Annotated in this window: 17 protein-coding genes; 3 read left to right on the forward strand and 14 right to left on the reverse strand. The window is 64.8% G+C overall.

Translation table 11 applies throughout. The features are described 5' to 3' along the window. Nucleotides 1-42: 42 nt before the first annotated feature. From NTV05_09285 to NTV05_09320, 8 genes are read right to left on the reverse strand one after another with little or no spacing between them, the layout of a single operon-like run. Nucleotides 43-3,549 carry a TonB-dependent receptor gene (locus NTV05_09285; protein ID MCX6544594.1) on the reverse strand — a complete coding sequence of 1,169 codons (3,507 nt, stop codon included), beginning with the start codon at nucleotides 3,547-3,549 and terminating at the stop codon, nucleotides 43-45. Between the two features lie 41 nt (nucleotides 3,550-3,590). Beyond that, a complete protein-coding gene (locus tag NTV05_09290) occupies nucleotides 3,591-4,619 on the reverse strand; it encodes a sugar kinase (protein ID MCX6544595.1) in 1,029 nt (342 codons plus the stop codon). Between the two features lie 6 nt (nucleotides 4,620-4,625). Then, a complete protein-coding gene (gene eda / locus NTV05_09295; GenBank protein ID MCX6544596.1) occupies nucleotides 4,626-5,300 on the reverse strand; it encodes a bifunctional 4-hydroxy-2-oxoglutarate aldolase/2-dehydro-3-deoxy-phosphogluconate aldolase in 675 nt (224 codons plus the stop codon). Beyond that, on the reverse strand, nucleotides 5,297-6,658 hold the full coding sequence (locus NTV05_09300) for a divalent metal cation transporter (GenBank protein MCX6544597.1): 1,362 nt from the start codon (nucleotides 6,656-6,658) through the stop codon (nucleotides 5,297-5,299). Before NTV05_09300 ends, eda begins: the two co-directional genes overlap by 4 nt. Before the next feature lie 55 nt (nucleotides 6,659-6,713). Next, a complete protein-coding gene (kduD, locus tag NTV05_09305; GenBank protein ID MCX6544598.1) occupies nucleotides 6,714-7,475 on the reverse strand; it encodes a 2-dehydro-3-deoxy-D-gluconate 5-dehydrogenase KduD in 762 nt (253 codons plus the stop codon). 18 nt (nucleotides 7,476-7,493) lie between these two features. Then, nucleotides 7,494-7,853 carry a cupin domain-containing protein gene (locus NTV05_09310; protein ID MCX6544599.1) on the reverse strand — a complete coding sequence of 120 codons (360 nt, stop codon included), beginning with the start codon at nucleotides 7,851-7,853 and terminating at the stop codon, nucleotides 7,494-7,496. Then, nucleotides 7,850-8,683: a 5-deoxy-glucuronate isomerase gene (locus NTV05_09315; GenBank protein MCX6544600.1), complete on the reverse strand. Its 834-nt coding sequence runs from the start codon at nucleotides 8,681-8,683 to the stop codon at nucleotides 7,850-7,852. Before NTV05_09315 ends, NTV05_09310 begins: the two co-directional genes overlap by 4 nt. A 20-nt stretch (nucleotides 8,684-8,703) precedes the next feature. Then, nucleotides 8,704-9,921: an ROK family protein gene (locus tag NTV05_09320; GenBank protein ID MCX6544601.1), complete on the reverse strand. Its 1,218-nt coding sequence runs from the start codon at nucleotides 9,919-9,921 to the stop codon at nucleotides 8,704-8,706. A gap of 806 nt (nucleotides 9,922-10,727) precedes the next feature. Between NTV05_09320 and NTV05_09325 the strand changes: the two genes are divergently transcribed. Next, complete coding sequence (locus NTV05_09325; protein ID MCX6544602.1) at nucleotides 10,728-10,952, forward strand: NifU family protein; 225 nt, start codon at nucleotides 10,728-10,730, stop codon at nucleotides 10,950-10,952. Nucleotides 10,953-11,066: 114 nt separating this feature from the next. Here the strand turns inward: NTV05_09325 and NTV05_09330 are convergent, their stop codons facing one another. The 6 genes from NTV05_09330 to NTV05_09355 form a co-directional block, all read right to left on the reverse strand. Then, the gene (locus NTV05_09330; GenBank protein MCX6544603.1) at nucleotides 11,067-14,243 is read right to left on the reverse strand and encodes a type I restriction endonuclease subunit R; all 3,177 of its coding nucleotides are present in this window, start codon (nucleotides 14,241-14,243) and stop codon (nucleotides 11,067-11,069) included. A 221-nt stretch (nucleotides 14,244-14,464) separates the two neighbouring features. After that, a complete protein-coding gene (locus NTV05_09335) occupies nucleotides 14,465-14,776 on the reverse strand; it encodes a hypothetical protein (protein ID MCX6544604.1) in 312 nt (103 codons plus the stop codon). Continuing rightward, entirely contained in the window at nucleotides 14,770-16,032 is a 1,263-nt protein-coding gene (locus tag NTV05_09340; protein MCX6544605.1) for a restriction endonuclease subunit S, read from the reverse strand. Before NTV05_09340 ends, NTV05_09335 begins: the two co-directional genes overlap by 7 nt. A 519-nt stretch (nucleotides 16,033-16,551) precedes the next feature. Then, nucleotides 16,552-18,174 carry a class I SAM-dependent DNA methyltransferase gene (locus NTV05_09345; protein ID MCX6544606.1) on the reverse strand — a complete coding sequence of 541 codons (1,623 nt, stop codon included), beginning with the start codon at nucleotides 18,172-18,174 and terminating at the stop codon, nucleotides 16,552-16,554. 256 nt (nucleotides 18,175-18,430) lie between these two features. Beyond that, on the reverse strand, nucleotides 18,431-19,885 hold the full coding sequence (locus tag NTV05_09350) for an aldehyde dehydrogenase family protein (GenBank protein MCX6544607.1): 1,455 nt from the start codon (nucleotides 19,883-19,885) through the stop codon (nucleotides 18,431-18,433). 289 nt (nucleotides 19,886-20,174) lie between these two features. Beyond that, the gene (locus NTV05_09355; GenBank protein ID MCX6544608.1) at nucleotides 20,175-21,095 is read right to left on the reverse strand and encodes an MBL fold metallo-hydrolase; all 921 of its coding nucleotides are present in this window, start codon (nucleotides 21,093-21,095) and stop codon (nucleotides 20,175-20,177) included. Nucleotides 21,096-21,256: 161 nt separating this feature from the next. Between NTV05_09355 and NTV05_09360 the strand changes: the two genes are divergently transcribed. Together NTV05_09360 and clpA are read left to right on the forward strand one after the other, a co-directional pair. Next, entirely contained in the window at nucleotides 21,257-21,571 is a 315-nt protein-coding gene (locus tag NTV05_09360) for an ATP-dependent Clp protease adaptor ClpS (protein ID MCX6544609.1), read from the forward strand. An 87-nt stretch (nucleotides 21,572-21,658) separates the two neighbouring features. After that, nucleotides 21,659-22,249, forward strand: a 591-nt coding sequence (gene clpA / locus NTV05_09365; protein MCX6544610.1) for an ATP-dependent Clp protease ATP-binding subunit ClpA, incomplete at its 3' end; no start/stop codon positions are given.

Consider the following 22,249-nt stretch of genomic DNA (forward strand, 5'->3'; position numbering starts at 1 on the left):
GGACGCTCCCGGGAACGGTGACTCGGCCGGATCAGGACACCATCAGAAGATGAACCGCAAGCCGACCTGAAGCTCGCGGCCATTGCCATCCACGCGCTTGCGTGTCACCTTGCCGAACGTTGCGCTGGAAATGACGACATCCGGGTTTTCCCAGATCATGACGTTGAACGCGTTGTAGGCCTCGATGCGGGCCTCGAGCCGGTACTTCGACCCGAAGCTGAACGTCTTGGTGAGCGTCATGTCAGTGACGTTCCACCCCGGCCCATTGAGCCCCGCGTAGGACCACGGGTTGGTGCGCGGCGTGTTGGCGTCGGGGAGCACGGCGAACATGCTCGTATCGAACCACTGGTTGCGCGTGGGCTTGTCGAGTTTGGGGTTCCCGCTCACGACGTAGCTGTTGGCGAACAGCAGCGGGCGTCCCGAGTAGGAACGGTGGGCGGCGGTGTACTGCCAGCCGCCAATGACCCAATCGAGGGCCGTCGGCATGGTCGTCAGGAACTGGCGATCCTTGCCGATTGGCAACTGCCACGTGACGGCCGCCGTGAAGCGGTGGCGCGGTACGTCGGCGACAGGCCGCCACTCCCAGCCGTCCTTGCCACCGCTGGTGAGCACCTTGTAGTTGGCGATGTCGTCGAACCACTGCTGCGATTTCTCGTTGTTGTATGCGTACGAGGCCAGGAAGCTCAGGCCCTTGGTAAACGGCCGCTGGAGGCGCATCTCGAACGTGTGCGTTTTGGCGAGATTGCCGTTGGTATTGGTCTGCGTGATCGTGCCGTACTGCGGGTACGGCACGAGCAGACTGCCGAGGGTCACGTTGGCGGTGTTGCGAAGGGATCCCGGGAACTTGTCGACCGTCAGGTAGTTGCGGAACGGGTTGGGCACCTGGGTATTCAGGACGGTCTTCTGCTCGTACCTGAACGCGGGGTTCATCATGTTCAGGTTGAGGTTGTACGGCACGCGCGAGCCGCGGTTGTAGAAGTAACTGATGTCGGTGATGATGCCCATCCAGACCCTGCGCTGGTACGAGACATTGAAACGGTCGTTGATCTGCGGCCGCTGTTCATACTGGTCGAGGCTCATCGCGCCACCCAGATTCGTATAGCGGCCGTAGGCCTGACCGTACGGCTCGATCACGGGGTTGTTCGCCGGGTAGGGATTCGCGAGGGTCTGCTGCGGTACGCCGACGGCGAGGCCAAGGGTGTTCGTGGTCTGGGCGAATCCCGAGTACTGGTTGACAAAATCGCCCAGTGTCTCCCGCACGTCGCTGGTGGCCCGCATGTAACGCGCGTAGGCAAACCGGAGGACCGATTCTCCCTGCAGCCGATAATTCAGGCCGATGCGCGGCAGGAAGTTCTTCCACGTCGCGTGCCACGCGTTGGGGCTGTCCTTGGTGGCGAAAACCCAGGCCCCGGTGTAGCTGTAGCTGTACCCCTTGCTGGCCATGAGCGCCAGGGCCTGCGCGTTCATGGTGGGTGGCGTCGTCTGCATTTCGGGGATCGGCGACGTGAGATCGTAGCGCACCGACAGACGGTTGTTCGCATCGGTCGGGCCGGGCTCGTATTCCCAGCGCAGACCCACGTTGAGCGTGAGACGGCTGCTCGCGCGCCAGTCGTCCTGCACATACGCGGCATATCCACGGAGGTCCGGCGTCTGCAGCGGCACGAGTCGGGCGCTGGTCCCGCTGTCGAGGGCCCCGAGCATGAACGACGCCCACTGGTTGCCGGAGTTCACGATGTCTGGGCTGTCCGAACTGTTCGCGGTCAGCGCCGAGTTGAACGTGAGGTTGATCGGCTCGAATCGCGCGGCTTTCCCGAAGTACGAACGCACCTCGCCGCCGAACTTCATGTTGTGCTGGCCCTCGTACCAGTTCATGCGGGCCGACGCCACCCACGACTTTGGATGCTGCCACCACTCGCGGCCCTGGCGCCCGAGGCGGTTGGTCGTCACGGTGTTGCTGGTGCCCGACACCACGTCGAGCGCCGGGTAGTACACGTAGCCGCTGTTGTAGAGGGACGAGTACCAGGGAGTGGGCCAGTAGTTCTTCAGTCCGTCCGCCCCGAGTTCGAGCGACGGATTGTAGAACTCATCGGTCAAGTTGTTGAAGCTGCCGCGCACGTTGAGGGTCTGCTTGTTCGAGATCACCCACACCGAGTCCGCGGCGATGCTCAGGCCGTAGCGGTTGCTGCCCGACAAGGGAAAGAACCCGGCCTCAGTGGGATTCTGCTGGTAGAGATTCGCCTTGAACTGGCCGTAGCGGACGAACACCTTCCAGTTGTTGGTGATGTTCCAGTCCACGCGCTGGGAGAGGTTCCAGTACTTCGTCTGGTCGTAGACGCTGTACTGCAGATTGTCGACGTTGCCCGGAACGTTCGGCAGCGGCATGTCCTGCAACATCTTGAGCGCTGTGGCGTCGAGCATCGCCGTCGGGATGACGTTGTTGATAAACGCCGTGCGCACGACTTTGCCCGTCACAGGATTGAGGACCGACGAGAAAGGATCGTAGATGGAGCGCACCTTGCCGTTGAGCACCGACTGGCTGAAGTCGCCTTTGCGTTCGGCCTCCGTGGGCACGGTCCTGACATAGCTAATCGGCCGCTTGTCGTTCCAGTGCTCGTAGGCCGTGAAGCTGAACAGTTTGTTCTTCCGAATCGGCGCACCCAGCGTCGCACCGAGCATCTGGAGCTGCGTGCCTCGCAGCGCCCTCATGTCCTGGCCCGGCGTGACGGCAATCGTGGGGTCGGCCCGCGCGTTCATGCTCGGGTCGCGGAAGAACGCGTAGCCGGACCCGCGCAGGACGTTCGTGCCCGACTTCATGCTCAGGCTGATGATCCCCCCGAGGCTGTGGCCGTTCTCGGCGTCCACGCTGGTCTTGGAGACCGTGATTTCCTCAACGGCGTCCATCGCGGGCGTGTAGGCGGTCTTGTAGCTCAAGCCGAGGGGCACGCCGTCGAGCATCACGTCATTGCCCCGGCGCGTGCCGCCGCCCGCGTCGTAGTCGCTCGCGAACGCGTGGTGGTACGGCCGGTTCTCGTTGGCGGTGGTGCCGACGCCCGGGTTCAACGTCGGATCCAGAATGGCGAGGCTGTACGGGTTGCGCCCGGCCAGCGGCACCTGATCGATCAGCTGGCGCTCCAGCGTGACCTGCGCGGTGCTGCTGTTCAACTGGACCTGCGTCGTTTCGGCAACGACCGTCACCGTCTCGGCCAACGTCCCGATCTGCAGCGTGAGGTTCGCGGTCACGTCACCGCGTTGCTGAACTCGAATGCTCGTGCGCTCGGCCTTCTTGAATCCCGTCAACTCCGCGAAGACGGTATAGGTGCCAGGCTCCACGAAGTCGAACAGGTAGCGGCCCAGTGCGTCGCTGACCTTGAACGCCTTCGTACCTGTGGCGTCGTTGACGAGCGTCACGGTGGCGCCCGGCAGCGCAGCCTGGCTCTCGTCCTGCACCGAGCCCTGCACTCGAGCCCGGTAGTCCTGGGCGCTCGCCGGCGAGGCCAGCAGCATCAGGATGCCGACAGCGGCTATTGAATAAATGCACCTCTTCATCATATGCCCCCTCGGCCAGTGGCCGCCTTCCGCACCTCGCCGCGTTACCGCTGGACTCGGCCGCTGGCGTCACCGGCAGCGAGCCGCTCCACTTCGTTCACTGATACCCGATTGAAATCTCCCGGGATCGTCTGTTTCAAGGCGCTCGCCGCGACGGCAAATCGCAATGACGCCCCGCTGTCGCGCCCCGCCAGCAGGCTGTAGATCAGGCCCGCCGCAAAGCTGTCGCCGCCGCCGATGCGATCGACGAGCCGGATGGTGTATCGCTGACTCTGGTGGAAACTCCCGGACTCGCTGTCCAACAGCACCGCGCTCCAGGCGTTGTCGCTCGCCGACAGACTCTCGCGCAGCGTCACGGCCACCTTCTTGACTCCGAACTCCGTCGCGACGCGCCCGGCCGCCGTCCGGTAGCCTTCCACGCTCAACTGCCCGCCGGAGACGTCGGCGTGCGCCACCTCGATACCCAGTACGGCCTGCAGGTCTTCTTCGTTGGCCACCACCACGTCCACCAACGGCATCAGCGGCCGCATGGTCTGCTGGGCCTCGTGCTCGGACCAGAGCTTTCTCCGGTAGTTGAGGTCGACGCTCACCCGAACCCCGGCGCGCTTGGCCGCCTCGAGAGCCTCCCGTGTGCACTCGGCCGCCGACCGGCTGATGGCCGGGGTGATGCCGGTGCAGTGGAACCAGTCGGCGCCCGTGAACACCTCGGCCCACGGCACGGTACCCGGCTGGATCTCGCTGATCGCCGAGAGGCTCCGGTCGTACAGGACTGTCGACGGGCGCTGGCTTGCGCCGGTTTCTGCGAAGTAGATCCCCAGCCGCGAGCCGCCGCGCTGCACGTGCCCGGTTCTGACGCCTTCGCCACGCAATGCGCGGACGACGGCATCTCCGATCGGGTTGTCCGGGACTCGCGTGACGTAGTGGCTCTCGCAGCCGAAGTGCGCAAGGCTGACCGCCACGTTCGCCTCGCCGCCGCCGAACGTGGCCTGGAAGACTGGGGACTGGAACAGGCGCTCGAACCCGGGAGGGCTCAGTCGCAGCATGATCTCGCCGAAACACACGGTCTTCCCCATGGATTCCTATGCCTCCGTCGCCTGGAGATTGCGGGCCGCCCGCACGGCTTCAACGAAGTGACGCGCTGACGCCGTGATGTCGTCGTAACGGCGCTCGGCGACGGCCTTCTTGTCCACGAGCGCGGTCCCGACACCGATGGCCACCGCTCCGGCCCGGATCCAGTCGCCGGCGTTCTCCCGCGTCACGCCGCCGGTCGGCATCAGCCGCACCTGCGGCAGCGGCCCGCGAACGTCCTTGAAGAACCCGGGGCCAAGCGCGGTCGCCGGAAACACCTTGACGATGTCCGCGCCTGCCTCCCACGCTGAGAGGATCTCGGTCGGCGTGAAGCAGCCCGGCATCACGGCGGTGTCGTAGCGGTGGCACATCTCAATCACGTCCCGCCTGAACACGGGGCCGACGACGAAACGGGCACCCGCAAGGATGACCTGCCGCGCCGTCTCGGCATCGAGTACCGTGCCGGCGCCCACGAGCACGCCAGCCGGCAGCCCCGCCGAGAGTTCTTCGATGAGCGCCACGGCCCGGGGCACGGTCATCGTCACTTCGAGCGCCCGGACCCCGCCGGCCAGGAGCGCTTCGGCCACCGCCCTCAGTTGGCTGGCGTCGGTGAGGCGAATGACGGCAACCACGCCCGAGGCCTCGATGTCGCGGACGACGTCGGTCCGGCTGGAACTCGTGTTCATCGCAGCAGTCCCATCACTCCATAGATGACGAGGACGAGGGAAAACAGCACCGTGATGCCGAGCACCACGTTGCGGCCTGTGTTCGCCTTGAACGCGCCCAGCTGTTTCTGGTTAACGAAGTACATGATGACCAGCACGGCGACGGGCGCGAGAATGAGGTTGCCCACCATCGCGAGAATGGCCTTGAGCAGCGCGGGAAGTGACCAGAACGGCGCGATGAGCGCTGGCACCGCAATCCAAATCGCGAACACCTTCCTGAACAACGTGTTGTCCGCGGAGAAGCGCCAGTCTTTCTTCGCCATGTCCATGCAGAAGTAGGTCATCGTCAACGAGACGGAGATCAGCGTGGTGAACGCGGCCGCCACGAGGCCGATCGAGAAGAACCGCGGCGCCAGAAACCGCAGCGCGCCGGGAAACGCCGGCCCGAGTACCTGACCCGCCACGGGGATGCTCTCGATCTGCGAGTAATGGCTGACGCCGAGGTAGGCCGGCCCGGCACCCGTGTACACCGCGTGCAGGGCGGTGGCCCCCGCGACGATGACGACCACCGAGAACAATCCCCAGATGACTCCGAGGTTCTGAACCGTCTTCCAGAACGCTTGTCGGACATCGGCCGACGAGTAGCCGGCGTTCTTCGCGAGATAGCCGTAGGCCAGGAAGACGGAGGGCGGGAGCGCCTGACCCGCAATCCCCATGATTTGCCTGAATCCATCCCGCACCTGATCGGTGCCCACCACCGGCACCGGAGCGGGAACCTGTGGTACCAGCCCGCGGGCGAGCGCCGGCCACGTCTGCCAGTCGAGCAGCCCCTTGATCGCCACAACGATGAAGGAGACGAGGATGACCAGCAACAGCCCGGTCATGATCTTCTCAACGCGCTTGTAACCGCCGAGCACCGCCGCCGCGAGGGTCGCCGCGGTCATGACCGCCGTGACGATGAAGGCCGCCGAACTGCCGCCCGCCGGGGGCAGCATGCCGAACGCGCCATACACGCCCTCGAGCATCGCGGACGACTGGCTCATGTTGACGATCACGTTCACGAGCACGGTCGGTACGAGAATGCCCCACGCGAGCCAGGCACCGATGTCGCCCCGGATCATCGTGAACATGCCGCGGCCGCCGGAGAACACGGCGACGCGAGACGCCGAGTCCAGCGTGAAGATGACCATCGGGATCACGTAGAGCGCGACCCACAGGAGATCGAATCCGAACCAGGCGCCTGCCAGCAGCCGCGTCGCCACGGCCCCGGCCCCGATCATCCCCGCTGCTGTGAGAGCCGCGGGGCCGACCAGTTTCGCGAACACGCTGGCGCCGGGAATTCGACGGAGGATCCCGCCCTCAGCTGGTGTGCCGTTCATGGCGTCCTCGTCACTCCTCTGTTCCCCTTCGCGCCTTGGCTGAGGCTGTCCCGCGTCACCGCGCCAGCCAGCCTCCGTCCACTACGAGCACGTGCCCCGTGACGTAATCCGAGGCCGCCGATGCCAGGAAGACGACAGGTCCCCCCAAGTCGTCCGGCGTGCCCCACCGCCCCGCCGGAATCCGCTCGAGGATCTGTCGCGAGCGCACTTCGTTGTCTCTGAGCGGCGCCGTGTTGTCGGTGGCCATGTAGCCCGGGGCGATGGCGTTGACCGAAATGCGATGAGGTGCCCACTCGTTGGCGAGGGCCTTGGTGAGCTGGGCGACGCCTCCCTTGGCGGCGGCGTAGCTCGGCACGGTCATCCCTCCCTGGAAGGACAGGGGCGAGGCGATAGGCACGATCTTGCCACCCTCGCCGCGCTCGATCATGTGCGCGCCGACAGCGCGCGACAGGCGGAACACGCTGGTGAGGTTCACCTCGATGACGGCATCCCAGTCCTCGTCGCCGTGCGTGGCAGCTGGCTCGCGCCGGATGATGCCGGCGTTGCACACGAGGATGTCGATGCGCCCCAGCGCAGCGATGGTGTCCGCGACGAGGCGATCCGCGGCGGCACGGTCGGCGAGATCCGCGGCGATGCACGCGGTGCGAGTCCCGAGCGCCTTCAGGTGAGCTGCGGTCTTGAGCGGCGCCTCACGATCGTGAAGCGCGACATCGGCGCCCGCGGCTGCGAGCGCACTGGCCATCCCCGCCCCCAGCCCCCGGGCACAGCCCGTGACGAGCGCCACCTTGCCGTCGAGCCTGAAGAGATCTGTCGCCATGGTCCCTCGCGGCACAGCCTACGTGGCTGGCAGAAAGTCCTCCCGGATGGGCGAGAAGATGTCGATGAGCACCACTTCTTCATCGAGCATCGTCGCGCCGTGCCGGATCTCCGACGGAAATCGCAGCACGTCGCCGGCAGTCGCAGCCCGCTGCTCGCCCTCGACGGTGAAGACGACGCGTCCGCGCTCCACCATCGTGATCTGCTCGTGAGGATGCGTGTGCACGGGTGTGACGACGTGCGGATCGAACCGCAGCCGGCAGACCATCAGCCGATCACCCCAGACCATCTGGCGATCGATGCCATCGGCGATGTGTTCGGCTGGGATGGCGCTCCACTCTCGGTGCTGGAACTCGAGGACTGGTGCCTTCGCGTTCATGTGCGCTCCGATCGCCCCTTGTCGAGGCCGGATCCCAGGGCGCCGTACTCTGGTTGCACGTTCACGACGCCGTACTGGCGGTCCACGTCTTCGCGATGAGCCGCCATCATCCACAGAAAGTTGATCGAACCCCCGGGGGCGGCCACGTTCGGGTGATAGCCCTTCGGCATCAACACCACATCGCCTTCGCGCACCACCGCAGCGAGTTCGGGCTCTCGGGCGTTGGTGTAGACCAGTTGCACGCCGAACGACGGGGCAGGCATGTCGATGTAGAGGTAGGCCTCTTCGAGTATGGCCGCGTGCTCGTGCGGCGGCCAGGACGTCCAGTTGCCGGGCTTGCTGAACGTGACACCCGCCATGATCCGTCCCGCCTGAACGTTCTTGCCGATGAGCACGTTCACCTCGCGCTTCGCCGCGTCGCCGCCCGTATCGAAATGCAGACCCGGGTCCAGTCTGACGTCGCTGAAGCGGACGATCTGCACGGGATGATGCGTCGAGACCGGCGCGGCGACTTCAGCGAGGTCGCACCCGTGCGCTCCGGCGGCTACCTCTACCGCGCTATCTCTGGGCACGTAGATGGCGTCGTACAAGTCGATGGCGTGCTCGGCTCCATCCACCGTCACCGCGCCGCTGCCGCGCAGGCAGATCAGGCCGGTTTCCCTGTCGTCGGTCTCGAAGCGCACGAGCGGGTCACCACCGTCGAGGATGATGCGGCCATAGTGCAGGTAGCGAGAGGCGGTCGTGCCCGGTTTCACGGCAATCGTGCGTCCTTGTCGGGACGCCGTGTTGCGGACGATGCAAGTGGATGGTGCGATGGTCTCAGACCTCATGCCTCCTCCGATGCCCGCGGTCACGCCACCACCGGCGCGGCAAACGCTGGCGCAGTCACGAGTGCGGCCGCTCCCTGCAGCCGTGGATATTCGGTGGCCGCAACGGGCCGAATCTCGGTGGCGGCGGCGGCCGGCGTCAGCACCCGCTCCGCCAGCGCCGCCCGCACGGATCCTTCGATGAGATCCCACGCCAGCGTGATTTCACCGCCGACATGCACGCAGGCGGGATCGAGGGCATTGATGACCGAGGCGAGCCCGAGTCCCAGGTAGCGGGCGGTGGCCTCGATCGCCGCGATGGCCTTCGCATCGCCGCCGCGGGCGCGCACGATGAGGTCTTCCACAGTGAAGTGGCGGTGCGCCGCGTCCTGCGGGCCCTCGTGGGCGGGCCGGCCAAAATAGCGCGCGAGCGTCGCGCGGTTCGAGATATAGGCTTCCCAGCACCCGTTCGAACCGCACGAACATCTCGGCCCGTCGAGCGAGAGCGCGACATGGCCGAACTCACCAGCGATGTTGTGACGACCTCGCAGGAGCTCTCCGTTCATGATCACGCCGACGCCGACCCCATCGGACACGCTCACGAAGACCACGTCACCGTCTGAGGCGCCTGCCCCGCCAAGGGCCCACATTTGCGCCAGCGCGCACGCCCGTCCGGAGTTCTCGATCTGGACGCGCAGGCCGGTGGCGGCCGCGAGGGGTTCCCGCAGGTCGACGTTGCGCCATCCCAGCGTCGGTGCATGAAGGACGCGCATCGTCACGTGCTCGACCATGCCAGGGACCACCACGCCGATGCCTTCGCAGGTGCCGGCCTCTGCGTGGTCAGCCAGCAGGCGCTTGATGCGCGAGGCCAGTGTGGAGACGACCTGCTTCGGGTCACGCGCGGTGGGAAAGGAGGTGACGCCCGTGAGGGGCTTGCCGAGCAGGTCGGCCAGCATCACAAAGGTCTCGCTGGCCCGGATGTCGGCAGCCACAACCGTGCGCCGCCTCGCATTGATGTAGAGGAACTTCGGCTTGCGGCCGCGGACGGCCTCGCCCGTGGCACCCTCGTACACGAGTTTGTTGGCGATCAGGTCGTTGACGATGAGCGTGACCGCGCCCCGGCTGACGCTCATCAGACGGGCCACGTCGGCCCGGGAGATGGGTTGGTGCGAACGGATCAGATTCAGCACGATCCGGCGGTTGATCTCGCGGCTCGTGCCCCGCGTGGCCACCGAGAAACGGGACGGGTTGATTCGGCGCATTCGTCAGATTCTCGACCTAGCGTTGTGAAACATGGCTCCGGAACATCTCCATCCGAACGCTATGACGTCAACGGACGGGAATATTTGTTCATTAGACAGACAAACTATATGCATCTAGAATTATTCGTCAAGACTTTTTTCATCGCGTCGATCCAGCCCGATTTTCGAGGCGTGAGCGTTCCTGGCGGGCGGCGCGTCAGGCAGGGTGCGGGAGTCCGGAGGCACGCTGGCACAATTGGCCAATAACATCAGTAATTTAGGCCACATCATCGTGCCGCGCGCCCGCTCTTGCCGTCTGCCGCCAGGGCCATTCTTGCGTGAGGCCGACTGCCGCCAGTCACTCGTGCCGGCAGAACAGGCGTCCGATTCTGCCCCATTTGTTGCGTTTGCAAACAAAGTCGGATGGGCGGTCCTCCGCCCGGCCCCTTCGATCGGGGTGCGAAGCGATCCCGCCGACGCCAGTCTGGCCTTCACGCGCGTCCGGGCGCTGTGGGATAGCTTGAAGACCGGATTCGCTGACAGGAAACGCACGGCGTGAGACAATGGGAGAGACCTAGACGTTCTGGCATCGACAAACGCCCCGGGACGGCGGGAGATCGTGTTCATGTGACGGTCTCGCGTGACGTTTTCGAGCAGTCCATTGGCGAGCGTCTAGACGGGACGCCAGCAGAAGGCCAGGACGAGGGATAGAACCCGCGCACCTTGGCTATGGGCCGGCTCGGCGGTCCAAAGGACGGCGAGGCCCGAGCGGCACAGCTCTCTACCAGGCGCCGGATCGAGATTGCTAACAACGCAGGAGCTCCCAGATGGTAACCCGTGAACGTGTCCAGTCGGTGCTCGACCGCATTCGCCCCCTCATCCAGAGCGACGGTGGCGATATTGAACTGGTGGATGTCGCCGACAACCGGGCGAAAGTCCGGCTGACAGGCAACTGCGTCGGCTGCCCCAGTGCGCAGATGACGCTATATTTCGGCGTCGAGGCCACGCTCAAGGACGAGATTCCGGAACTCGAGGAACTGCTCGTGGTGTGATGGCGCCGCCGGCCGTCTGCGGATCGGCACGCCGCACCAGATCGAATCCGGGCACGGTATCCCCCGGCGGGTAGATCCCGTAGGGGCACGGCATGCCGTGCCCGATGCGTGCAATCAGCAGCCCGCCCAGTCACCGCACAGCAGTTCCGCCTGCTCCAGCACGGTTCGGGTCGCCTTCTCCTGTTGGTCGGGCGGGTAACCGTACTTTCGGAGGATGCGCTTGACCACCACCCGCAGGTGCGCCCGCACAGTCTCGCGAATCGTCCAGTCAATCGTGACGTTGCTGCGGACCGTAGTCACCAGCTCACGGGCGATGGTCGTCAGTGTCGGCTCGCCGAGCACCTTGACTGCGCTGTCGTTGGTCTCCAGAGCGTCGTAGAAAGCCAGTTCGTCCTCAGACAAACCCAGCGCCTCGCCTCGCGCGCTCGCATCGCGCATCTGCCTGGCCAGCGCAATCAACTCCTCGATCACCTGCGCGGTCTCGATCGCCCGATTCTGGTACTTGCGCACCGCCTGTGCCAGCAAGTCAGCGAATGAGCGTGCCTGGACAACATTGCGCCGCGACCGCACCTTGATTTCGCCGGTCAGGAGCTTCCGCAGCAATTCGACGGCCAGGTTCCGTTGGGGCATCCCGCGGACTTCAGCGAGGAAGGTTTCCGAGAGAATTGAGATGTCTGGCTTCTTGAGCCCGGCGGCCGCGAAGATGTCCACCACTTCGTCGGACGCCACCGCCTTCGAGATGATCTGCCGGATCGCCTGTTCGAGTTCTTCGTCTGTCTTCCGCTCGCCCGGCGTGTTCTTGGCCAGCACCGCGCGCACGGCCTGAAAGAACCCCACGTCGTCTCGGATTCTCATTGCCTCTGCGTGGGGCACCGCGAGCGCGAATGCCTGGGACAGCTCTGTGACGGATCGCAGGAGCCGATTCTTGCCGTCCTCCTGCGCGAGGATGTGTTCCTGGGCGGCGGGCAGCACCGAGAGGCGAGCCTGCGGCGTTCCCGTCGCCCACACCGACCAGGCGAAGCCATGGAACAGGCCGCAACAGACTTCGTACTTCTCCAGCATCACCGCCACCGCCTCGGCTTGGTCGAGAGCGGTTTCGCCCGTGCCTCCACTCTCCGTGTACGTCGCGAGCGCCTGCTTCAGCTCGTCGGCGAGGCCGAGGTAGTCGACAACCAATCCGCCGGGCTTGTCCTTGAAGACGCGGTTGACGCGGGCGATTGTCTGCATGAGACCGTGCCCGCGCATTGGCTTGTCCACGTACATCGTGTGCAGGCTCGGAGCGTCGAAGCCCGTGAGCCACATGTCGCGCACGATGACGATCCTGAACGGGTCGTTTGGGTCGCGAAAACGGTTCGCCAGTTCCTCGCGCCGCAGCTTGTTGCGGATGTGCGACTGCCACTCCAGAGGGTCTGACGCCGAGCCCGTCATGACGACCTTCAGCGCGCCCCGCTCGTCATCTTCGTGGTGCCAGCCGGGCCGAAGCGCCGCGATCTCGCGGTAGAGCTCGACGGCGATACGGCGGCTCATGCAGACCACCATGGCCTTGCCGTCCATCGCAGCGAGACGGTTCTCGAAATGTTCGACGAGGTCGCGGGCGATGAGTCTGATCCGGTTCTCCGATCCGACGACGGCCTCGAGTTGCGCCCATCGGCTCTTCAGCTTCTCTTTGCGTTCGACCTCTTCGCCTTCGGTGGCCTCCTCGAACTCGGGATCGATCTTCGGGCGTTCGGACTCCTTCAACTCGATCCTGGCGAGCCGGCTCTCGTAGTAGATCGGGACGGTGGCCCCATCCGTGACGGCCCGCTGGATGTCGTAGACGCTGATGTAGTCGCCGAAGACGGCGCGCGTGTTCGCGTCGGTCTTCTCGATGGGCGTCCCGGTGAATCCAATGAAGGAGGCATTCGGCAGGGCGTCGCGCATGTGCCGTGCGAATCCGTCGATGAAGTCGTACTGGCTGCGATGCGCCTCGTCTGCGATGACGACGATGTTGCGACGGGTTGAAAGTACGCCGTGTGGAGCTGTTCGTTGTAGATCTGCCGAAGGCGCGCCGCCCTTCTCTTCGGAGAAGAACTTCTGGATGGTGGTGAAGACCACTCCCCCGGACGCGACCGACAGCTTCTGGCGAAGGTCAGCACGGTTGGCGGCCTGCACGGGCGGCTGGCGCAGCAGGTCGTGACAACGCGCAAACGTGCCGAAGAGCTGATCGTCAAGGTCGTTTCGGTCGGTCAGCACCACGATCGTGGGGTTTGCCATCGCGGGGTGCAGGATCACGCGGCCCGCGTAGAACGCCATCGTCAGGCTCTTGCCCGACCCTTGGGTGTGCCATACGACGCCAACCCGCTGATCACCAGCATCACCGCCTGGCCGTCGGCTGCTCCAGTACTCGCCTTTGTCTCGGAGGTCGCCGGCTGCCGAGCGAGGAACGGCCGCGCGCAGCGTTTCCTCGACGGCGACGTTGACGGCGTGAAACTGGTGGTAGCCCGCTATCTTCTTCGTGAGCTTCCCGCTTCCTGCGTCCTCGAACACGATGAAATGGCGGACGAGGCTCAGAAACCGGCTCTTCTCGAAGACCCCTCCCAGAACCACCTCCAGTTCGGGAAGATGCGCCGCCGCGTCCTCGTGCCCTGTGACTGTGCGCCACGGCTTGAACCACTCCTGCCCTGCGCCCAGTGTGCCGATGCGCGCCTGGACACCATCCGACACGACGAGCGCGGCGTTGGTGGCAAAGAGTGCGGGGATTTGCGCCTGATAGGTCTGGATCTGGTGGTACGCGCTCCAGATGGTCGCGGTCTCGTCGGCGGGGTTCTTGAGTTCGACGACCGCGAGCGGGAGGCCGTTTACGAACAGCACGACGTCGGGCCGGCGCGTGTGCTGTCCCTCGGCCACGGTGAACTGGTTAATGGCCAGCCAGTCGTTGTTGTCCGGCTCGTCGAAGTCGAGAATCGTGGCCTGGGCGCCGGCGATGGCCCCATCGGGACGGCGATATTCCACCGTGACGCCATCCACCAGCATCCGGTGCACCGCGCGGTTGCGTTCGACAAGCGACGGCGCATCTGTTCGCGTGAGCTTGCGGAACGCGTCTTCCAGCGCCTCAGCGGGCAGCTTGGGGTTGAGGCTCACCAGTGCCTCTCGCAGCCGGCGTTCCAGCACCACGTCGCGGTAGTTCGGATCGCCGCGCTCCGCGCCTGGCATTCCCACGGCAATCTCGGGGCCGTGCAGCACGGTGTAGCCAAGCCCCTCCAGCCAGGCCAGCGCGGCGTCTTCGACGACGGACTCGGTGAAGTTCTTCACTATTCAAGTCCTGCCATAGACCAATCCGAACCCCGCCAAGCACGCCGACATGGTGTCGAGCTTGACGGATGAATCCAGACGCGGCATCATACACCTAAGGATTGGGGATTCCCGGTCGGCAGTTGGCCTCGGCGGATTCGTCGGGGCCTTTTGCTTTTTACGGGAACGTCTTCAAACCCCATCCCTCTATCCTGCCTTGGGGACTTCTGTCCAACTTCCTCTCAATCACGGCGAACGCGCGGTTGAGTTGCGTCGGGTTCATCATGTGACGCGGCCTTGCGCGCCGGATCGCGCAGTGTTGCGAACGGGCCCGTGTCCTTGCGAATATCCCGTTCATGCAGGATGACCTGGTCATGACCGAAGTGCTTGAACTTGAACTCGGTGACGGCCGGTAGCCAGTTGCGTGAATAGAGATCCTTCCTGACGATGCAGAATGAAAGAACGAACACCGGAAACGAGGGATCGATTCTCTCGATCCCGTGATCGCCGCTCTCATCGACGAATACGAGGTAACCGGTCGGAGCAGTCAACATGGCTCTGAGGCGCCGAATGACGCCGCGTTCGTCACGAATCGCTCCGCGTCCTTTACCGGCAATTCGCCTGAGATGAGCTTCGGCAGCAACGTGTCGCGCACCGCGGCGAGGGTCCGGGATTCAAACAGTCCGGCCCGGATCCGCTCCATACTCGGGCCAACACGGGTGTCGAACGCCTCGACCAGCTCGGCTGAAGGCACCGCAACCGATACGCCAGCGAGAGTATCACGTGTGATTGTATCGAACACCGAGCCATGTGCGTGCTGCTGCAGGCTCGCCACCAAATCGCTCGTCGCGAAGTACGTGCAGAACCCGCGCCTATCCCGCTTGCCCTGAAGGCCATAGCACGACTGGTTCATGGCCATAGGCACGCCTACGAGAGCAATTCGGCCAACCGTACCCCGGGCGGAGATGATCGTCGCACCGACTGGGAGAATCCGGGTTGATGAGTTCTCGACTCCTTCTCGGGTGATCGTCTTCTCGGTATCCACGACCCACACATCTGCACGTTTCGGAGCATCCGCCACCGAGAACCAAGGGATCTCGCCCTTCCAGTATTCGGGCGCTGAGGTCTTCGGCGTACCGCCGCCGATGATTTCGACCATATCCGCGAAGGGCTTCACCTCCCACCCCTTCGGAATCTGCCCCAACTCCGACTGCTCCAAGGAATCTGGGAACAGGTCGGCGAGGGGCTTGGGCAAACCGGGGTCGCGACCTTCGGCCTTGGCGCGGACGGGGTCGAAGTCCACAAACCACGACTTGAAGAGCGCCCGCGCCATCGCCTCCAGCGTCTCGTTCATCCGCCGGTTCAGCTCGATCTTGTCGTCCAGCGTGCCGAGGATGTGGGCGATGGCGTGCTGCTCGGGAAGGGGGGGCCAACGAATTTCGATCGGGTGGAGGTGGTTTCGATTGAGAGTCGGATTCGCCGAGCCGACATCCATCCCCGCAATCCGGGGAGCCATCCACCTAAAGAAGTAGTAGACGAAGCGACGATCATTGCCATGGAAGTCCTTCACCCACAGCGTGGTGTCGTGTGGCCAGTAGTCGGAGGGAACGAAGTAGACGCTTCCGACCACTCCCTTGCGTCCAAGTATGACCCCTGGCCCAGATGCAGCCGCCGTATCGTGGTAGCTCGATACGCCGCCCGATGAGATCACGGGCACGGTTCCCAGGACCTGCTCAGCTTTCGTAATGTCGATTCCTCGTTGAAGGGTCGCTTGCTCGCCGATAGTCGTGTCAATCCACTCACCCGCCATGGCGAAGTTCCTTGTGGCTGTCCGCCTCCGATGCTTCTAAGGTCACAACTTGTGACCTTAGAAAAGGTTCGGAATTGGTTTATGCGAGGCCCTGTTTCACAACTCCGCCCGGCTCGATTAGTCCGCCCGTCTCAGTGCCCATACCCGATCACCTTCCCCCTGCAGTGATGTCTCGGCGGGCAAGCACGTTGTCGCGCGAGCCGATCGGTTGACCACCGCGCGTTCGAATCGCGCCAGACGACCGCCGCCTCATGACGCACCTCCCGACCGGAAGCCGATTCTTCCGCGCCGTACGGGGGGCGCCATGAGTTCGCGAATCGCGTCGAAGTTGAAGGCATACGGAAGGTGTCTTTGATGCCGGCCGCGGCCATTCTCTATGGTCGCGAATTGCGACCATAGTTCCGCCTTCACCACAACAACCTCCCCTAGTTTGACGTCGCAAATTGCGACCTCAAAATCACGCCGAATCGTGCAAGCGCTGCTTGCACAAATCCGCTCAGCTCGATTGGGCCGCTCATCTCAGCTTCCATACCCCAGCTCCTTCAAGTTGGCGGCAATGGCGGCATCCAGGTTGGCCGCTTCGGTCTGCTGCTGGCGCAGTGTGTCGGCGAGCCGGGTCATCTTCGCGTCAAACGGCTCGCCATCGTCTTTCTGCGCCTCGGCCCCGACGTAGCGGCCGGGTGTGAGGACGTGGCCGTGCTTGCGGATGTCGTCGAGCTTGGCGGACTTGCAGAAGCCTGGAACGTCGGCGTACACGACCGCGCTTGCGCTTGCCCCGGCTAGTTCCGTCGAGGGTGGGTCTCCACGCCACGCATGGTAGGTACCGGCAATCTTCGCAAGGTCGTCGTCGGTCAGGTCGCGGTGCACCCGGTCGATCATCGAACCCAGCTTGCGCGCGTCGATGAAGAGCGTCTCGCCGCGCCTGTCCCGGAATCCGCCCCCGCCGTGTGAGCTACGGGGTGATGCGGCTCTGCCGCTCTTGTCACGCGTCAGGAACCACAGACAGACGGGGATCTGCGTCGAATAGAAGAGCTGGCCCGGCAGCGCCACCATGCAGTCCACCAAGTCGGCCTCGATGATGGCCTTGCGGATCTCGCCCTCGCCGGACTGATTCGACGACATCGAGCCATTAGCGAGCACGAAGCCCGCCATCCCGGTGGGAGCGAGGTGATGGATGAAATGCTGCACCCAGGCGTAGTTGGCGTTGCCGGCTGGCGGCACGCCATAGGCCCAGCGTTTGTCATTCTTGAGCAGTTCGCCACGCCAGTCGCTGTCATTGAAGGGCGGGTTGGCCAGCACGTAGTCGGCCTTGAGGTCGGGGTGCTTGTCGTCGTGAAAGGTGTCGCCATGGCCAATCTGCGCGTCGATGCCGCGGATGGCGAGGTTCATCTTGGCGAGACGCCAGGTGGTGTAGTTGGACTCCTGGCCGTAGATGGAGATGTCGCCGAGCTTGCCGCTGTGAGCCTCGATGAACTTCTCGCTGCTCACAAACATGCCGCCCGAGCCGCAGCAGGGGTCGTAGACGCGGCCCTTGTAGGGCGCGAGCATCTCGACCAGCACTCGCACCACACGCGAGGGCGTGTAGAACTGGCCGCCGCTCTTCCCCTCCGCACTGGCAAAGCGCGCGAGGAAGTACTCGTAGACGCGGCCCAGCGTGTCCTTGGCGCGATCGGCGGCGCTGCCGAGCGCGACGTCGCTTACCAGATTGATGATCTGCCCGAGTCGCTGCTTGTCGAGGCCAGCCCGCCCGAAGTCCTTCGGCAGCACGCCCTTGAGCGACGGGTTGTCGCGCTCAATAGCCGCCATCGCATCATCGACGATCGTCCCGATGGTCGGCTGGGGCGCCTTCGCCTTCAGGTGGGACCATCGCGCTTCCTTCGGCACCCAGAAGATGCTCGCGGCGCGGTACTCGTCAGGGTCCTCGGCGTCCGCACCCTGCGACTGCTGGGCTTCCAGTTCCACGTGCTTCGCCTCGAACGCGTCGGAGATGTACTTGAGGAAGATCAGGCCCAGAACGACGTGCTTGTACTCGGCCGCGTCCATGTTGTTGCGCAGGGCGTCGGCCGCGGCCCAGAGCGTCGCCTCGAATCCGAGGTTGGCGGTGCCATTCGCCGGCCGGTCCTTGGCTCGTCGTTTTGCCATAGCTGAAGAATCCGATATGTGCCTTGGGGGGCCATGTAGCGAACTTGTGGGCCGATTATACGTGCGTAAGACCCCCTCGCACGCGGGATTCGGGATGACCGGGCACGGCATGCCGTGCCCCTACAGGACAACACGCCCAGGCGACACACCAGCCCACGGCATCACGGATCGTAGGCGGGCACGGCATGCCGTGCCCCTACGGGACAGACGAAGCGAACCTCCGACACCGCTCGCAGGGTCACGACGAATCAGGCAATTACAAGTTGAAACAGACGACGCGGGTTTCAGTCATCTCGCGCAGCGCGAAGTCGATCCCCTCCCGCCCGATGCCGCTGAGCTTGGTCCCCCCGAACGGCATCACGTCCAGCCGGTAGTCGGTCGAGTCATTCACCATCACGCCGCCGACGTGCAGGCCCTGGATAGCAGTAAACGCATGACGGAGGTTCTCCGTAAAGATCGCGGCGTGCAGCCCGTAGTTGACGCGGTTCGCGGCGGCGATGGCCTCGTCGAGTGACGCCACCCGGTACAGCGAGACGACGGGGCCGTAGACTTCGTCGCAGTCCAGCCTGGCGCCTGCGGGCAGCGACTCCAGCACCGTCGGCCAGATGAGTGTTCCTTCCCGGCGACCTCCCACGAGCACGCGCGCGCCGCCGTCAACGGCTTCGCGAATCCAGCGTTCGACCCGTTCGGCCTGACCGAGTGTGATCATCGCGCAGACATCGGTGGCAGGATCCATCGACGAACCCGCCCGTAGTCGACCAACGTGGTCGACGAACCGCTGGCGGAAACTGTCGTAGATCGCGTCGTGCACGAACACACGCTGCACGCCCAGGCAGTTCTGTCCAGCCTGTGCGAACGCCCCGTCGGCGATCGCGGGCACGGCGCGATCGAGATCGGCATCCGCCAGGACGATGACCGGGGAATTCGAACCCAGTTCCATCGAGAGCTTCTTGATGCCCGCGGTTCGCGTGATGTGCAGGCCCGTCTCGACGCCGCCCGTGAAGGTGACCAGGCCGACGCGCGGATCCGTGACGATCGCATCGCCCACCTCGGAGCCGCGGCCCGTCACCACGTTCAGCCGTCCTGGTGGAAGCCCCGCCAGCATCAGGTCCTGCGCCAGCCGAAGCGCGGACAGCGGCGTTGCCGTCCCGGGCTTCAGTACGACGGCGTTGCCGCCCGCTAGAGCAGGACCGATCTTGTGACACACCATCGCCAGAGGATCGTTGAACGGGGTGATGGCGCCGACGACGCCGATCGGAAACCGGAAGTAGTAGCCCACGCGGTTCTCGGATCCGACGCGGCTGTCGAACGGCAGCGTTTCCCCCGCGAGGCGCCTGCCGGCCTCAGCCGCCAGGCGCAGCAGGTTGACGCATCGGACCGGTTCGCGCTGAGCCTCGCGAATCGACTTACTCCCTTCGAGCGCAATCGTTCGGGCGTAGCTGTCGCGATCCGCGTCGAGCCGTGCCGCGGCTCTCATCAACACGTCATAGCGCGCGTGCGTCGGCCACGGCACACCGGCCGCCCGATCGGCGGCGGCAATCGCCCGATCGACGTCGGCGACGGTTCCCCGCGGCACCGTATCGACCATCTGACCGTCGAACGGGTTGCGAACCTCGATCACCTCGTCGCGCCCGACCCACTCCCCGTCAATGAGCATCCTGGCGCCGCTCCCGTCGCCCGCCCGTAATTCCTGTTCAGTCGTTGCATCCATCACGCGTTCCCCTTGAGTATCGCTGTCACGCGCCCTTCTGGCGCCGAGGTCCCGCGAGCAGGCCTCTCTCTCGGCGTCCCCGCTCACGCGCGCCGGCAAAACGAACCTTACCGGGGCTCGTCGCCGGCCTTACGTAAGCGCTCTTCGCGCAGCCCGTCTTGGCCCTCACGGTCCGTTTTGCGAACTGACGCCCTTCGACTTCGCTCAGGATTTCGCTGATCGGCTTGGTTCGAGGGGCCGCTTCGACAGCGGCCAGCCCGCTACCAGTCGTCGCCCCCCCCCACGCTGGTTATGAAGCCGTCCCCCTCTTTTCCCAGTATCTGACAAGTCCCGCCCAGCAGTGGTTGAGCGGTGCGGCCGAAATGTAGGCGGCTGCCCGATCGGCGCCAATCATGGCCGTGATGCGCGCGACGATGCCGTCGACAAACTCGCGACCAAGCGTCTCGCGATCGCGTCCAGTCGCGAGCAGCTCGCGGCTGAACCGTCCCCAGTACTCGATTTCGGTGTCGAGCGCGTCCAGATGCGCGACCGGATCTCGCTTGTAGCCGAAGTGTGTAATAAAGATGCCCGTCGGCTCCCACCGCCGCATCAGCCCGACGGTCTCGCGCCACTGTTCGAGATCGATGTCAGGGGGCGGCGTCGGGGGATACACGTACGGGTCATCGGCAGTCCTGATGCCGGCAGTGTCGCCCGCATAGGCGATGCCGCTGGTCCGGTCGAAGTACCCAACGTGGTGCGTCGCGTGGCCCCTGAGAACCTCGACATCAATTTGCCGCGCTCCGAAGGCCAGACGCTCCCCGCCCTTCAGGGCCGTCACGTTCGCTGCCGGCACCGCTGCGAATTCGCCCCACAGTCGATCCATCTGGTCGCCGTACAGCCGCGTGGCGCTGGCGAGCAGCCTCGACGGATCGATCAGATGCGGTGCCCCGCGCTCGTGGACATACACCTTCCAGCGCGGATGTTCCCGTACGAGCGTGCCGCTGGCGCCCGCGTGGTCCAGGTGAATGTGCGTCAACAGCAAACCGTGCACGGCGGTCGGACTGATGCCGGCACCGGCCAGTTCGGACAGCAGTCGCGCACGGCACGTGGAGGGTCCCGGATCGACAATCAGCACGCCAGCCGGAGTCTCGATGGCGGCAGATGCGATCGCCAGTGCCCGATCCTGAAACTGCAGGTCAATGAGCCCTGTATCGGGCGTGATCTGTTCCATCGGCGTTGAGGCTCCTCCGCTCCGGATCTTACTTCGAAATCCCGAGCTCACCTGAGTCGGGGAGCCCATCCACAGCCGGTTGCTGGTCTTACGCCATGGGAGGCGGCGACGTGGAACCCGACTCCGCCGCGTCGGAGGGCAGACCGGTATACTTGTCTCATATGGCAGACCAGCGGCCCACCCCGGATCGGTCGGTGCTCGAGAAGACGCACCAGCAGATCAAGGAACCCGAGCTGTTCAGCGTCATCCTGCTCAACGATGATTACACGACGATGGAATTCGTGGTGCAGGTGCTGGAGTCGGTGTTCAACAAGGGGCCGGCCGAGGCGTTCCGGATCATGATGCAGGTTCACACCGGGGGGCAGGGACTGTGCGGCGTGTACCCCTGGGACATCGCGGAGACCAAGGTCGCGACCGTCCACGAACTGGCGGCCGATTGCGGGTTTCCGCTGCGGGCCAGCATCGAGAAAACCTGACACCCGAACTGGCTATACTGTAGGAAAGCACTGGAGACGAGGTCACGACCCGGGCGGGCGGCTTGCCCGGTGAATTGGGAACAGGTCGTGACACCGGTTCTGGAGAGGATCGCGCCCGTGTTCAGCACGTCGGTGGAAATGCTCCTGCACGTCACGTATCGGGAAGCGGTGTCGCGCCGCCACGCCCATCTGACGCTCGAGCATCTGCTGTACGTGATGGCCCACGACCTGGAGGGCGACAAGATTCTCGTTGCCTGCGGGGCGGATCTGCCCCGGCTCAGGCGTGAGCTCGATGTCTTTCTGCGCGAGCGCATCGAGCAGCTGCCGGCCGGTTCGGATCGCGAACCCGAACAGACGCTGGCGTTCAGGCGCACGCTGCAGGCCGCCGTGCTGCACGTGCAAAGCGCCGGTCGCGAAGAGGTTCGAAGCGGCGATATTCTGGCCGCCCTCATGCAGCAGTCGCGATCGTTTGCGGCCACGCTGCTCGGCGCACACGGCGTGACGCGGCTCGACATCCTCAACTTCATCTCGCATGGCGTCACGAAGGTCCCTCAGTCGCCTCAGCCGGCTCCAGACACGCCCCCTCCGGGTGACGGTCAGGAGAACTCCCACGAAGAGGGGCCCGCCGCGGCGGCGGACCCGCTGGCCGCCTATGCCGTCAATCTGACTGAGCGCGCG

This window comes from Acidobacteriota bacterium (assembly GCA_026393755.1).
GTDB lineage: Bacteria > Acidobacteriota > Vicinamibacteria > Vicinamibacterales > JAKQTR01 > JBAXOX01.

Coding starts and splice junctions, on each gene's coding strand:
- NTV05_09355 (MCX6544608.1), bottom strand. CDS start 21,095: ATGGAACAGATCACGCCCGATACAGGGCTCATTGACCTGCAGTTTCAG.
- NTV05_09300 (MCX6544597.1), bottom strand. CDS start 6,658: ATGAACGGCACACCAGCTGAGGGCGGGATCCTCCGTCGAATTCCCGGC.
- eda (MCX6544596.1), bottom strand. CDS start 5,300: ATGAACACGAGTTCCAGCCGGACCGACGTCGTCCGCGACATCGAGGCC.
- NTV05_09320 (MCX6544601.1), bottom strand. CDS start 9,921: ATGCGCCGAATCAACCCGTCCCGTTTCTCGGTGGCCACGCGGGGCACG.
- NTV05_09285 (MCX6544594.1), bottom strand. CDS start 3,549: ATGATGAAGAGGTGCATTTATTCAATAGCCGCTGTCGGCATCCTGATG.
- kduD (MCX6544598.1), bottom strand. CDS start 7,475: ATGGCGACAGATCTCTTCAGGCTCGACGGCAAGGTGGCGCTCGTCACG.
- NTV05_09325 (MCX6544602.1), top strand. CDS start 10,728: ATGGTAACCCGTGAACGTGTCCAGTCGGTGCTCGACCGCATTCGCCCC.
- NTV05_09340 (MCX6544605.1), bottom strand. CDS start 16,032: ATGGCGGGTGAGTGGATTGACACGACTATCGGCGAGCAAGCGACCCTT.
- NTV05_09310 (MCX6544599.1), bottom strand. CDS start 7,853: ATGAACGCGAAGGCACCAGTCCTCGAGTTCCAGCACCGAGAGTGGAGC.
- NTV05_09360 (MCX6544609.1), top strand. CDS start 21,257: ATGGCAGACCAGCGGCCCACCCCGGATCGGTCGGTGCTCGAGAAGACG.
- NTV05_09335 (MCX6544604.1), bottom strand. CDS start 14,776: ATGTTGACTGCTCCGACCGGTTACCTCGTATTCGTCGATGAGAGCGGC.
- NTV05_09345 (MCX6544606.1), bottom strand. CDS start 18,174: ATGGCAAAACGACGAGCCAAGGACCGGCCGGCGAATGGCACCGCCAAC.
- NTV05_09350 (MCX6544607.1), bottom strand. CDS start 19,885: ATGGATGCAACGACTGAACAGGAATTACGGGCGGGCGACGGGAGCGGC.
- NTV05_09315 (MCX6544600.1), bottom strand. CDS start 8,683: ATGAGGTCTGAGACCATCGCACCATCCACTTGCATCGTCCGCAACACG.
- NTV05_09290 (MCX6544595.1), bottom strand. CDS start 4,619: ATGGGGAAGACCGTGTGTTTCGGCGAGATCATGCTGCGACTGAGCCCT.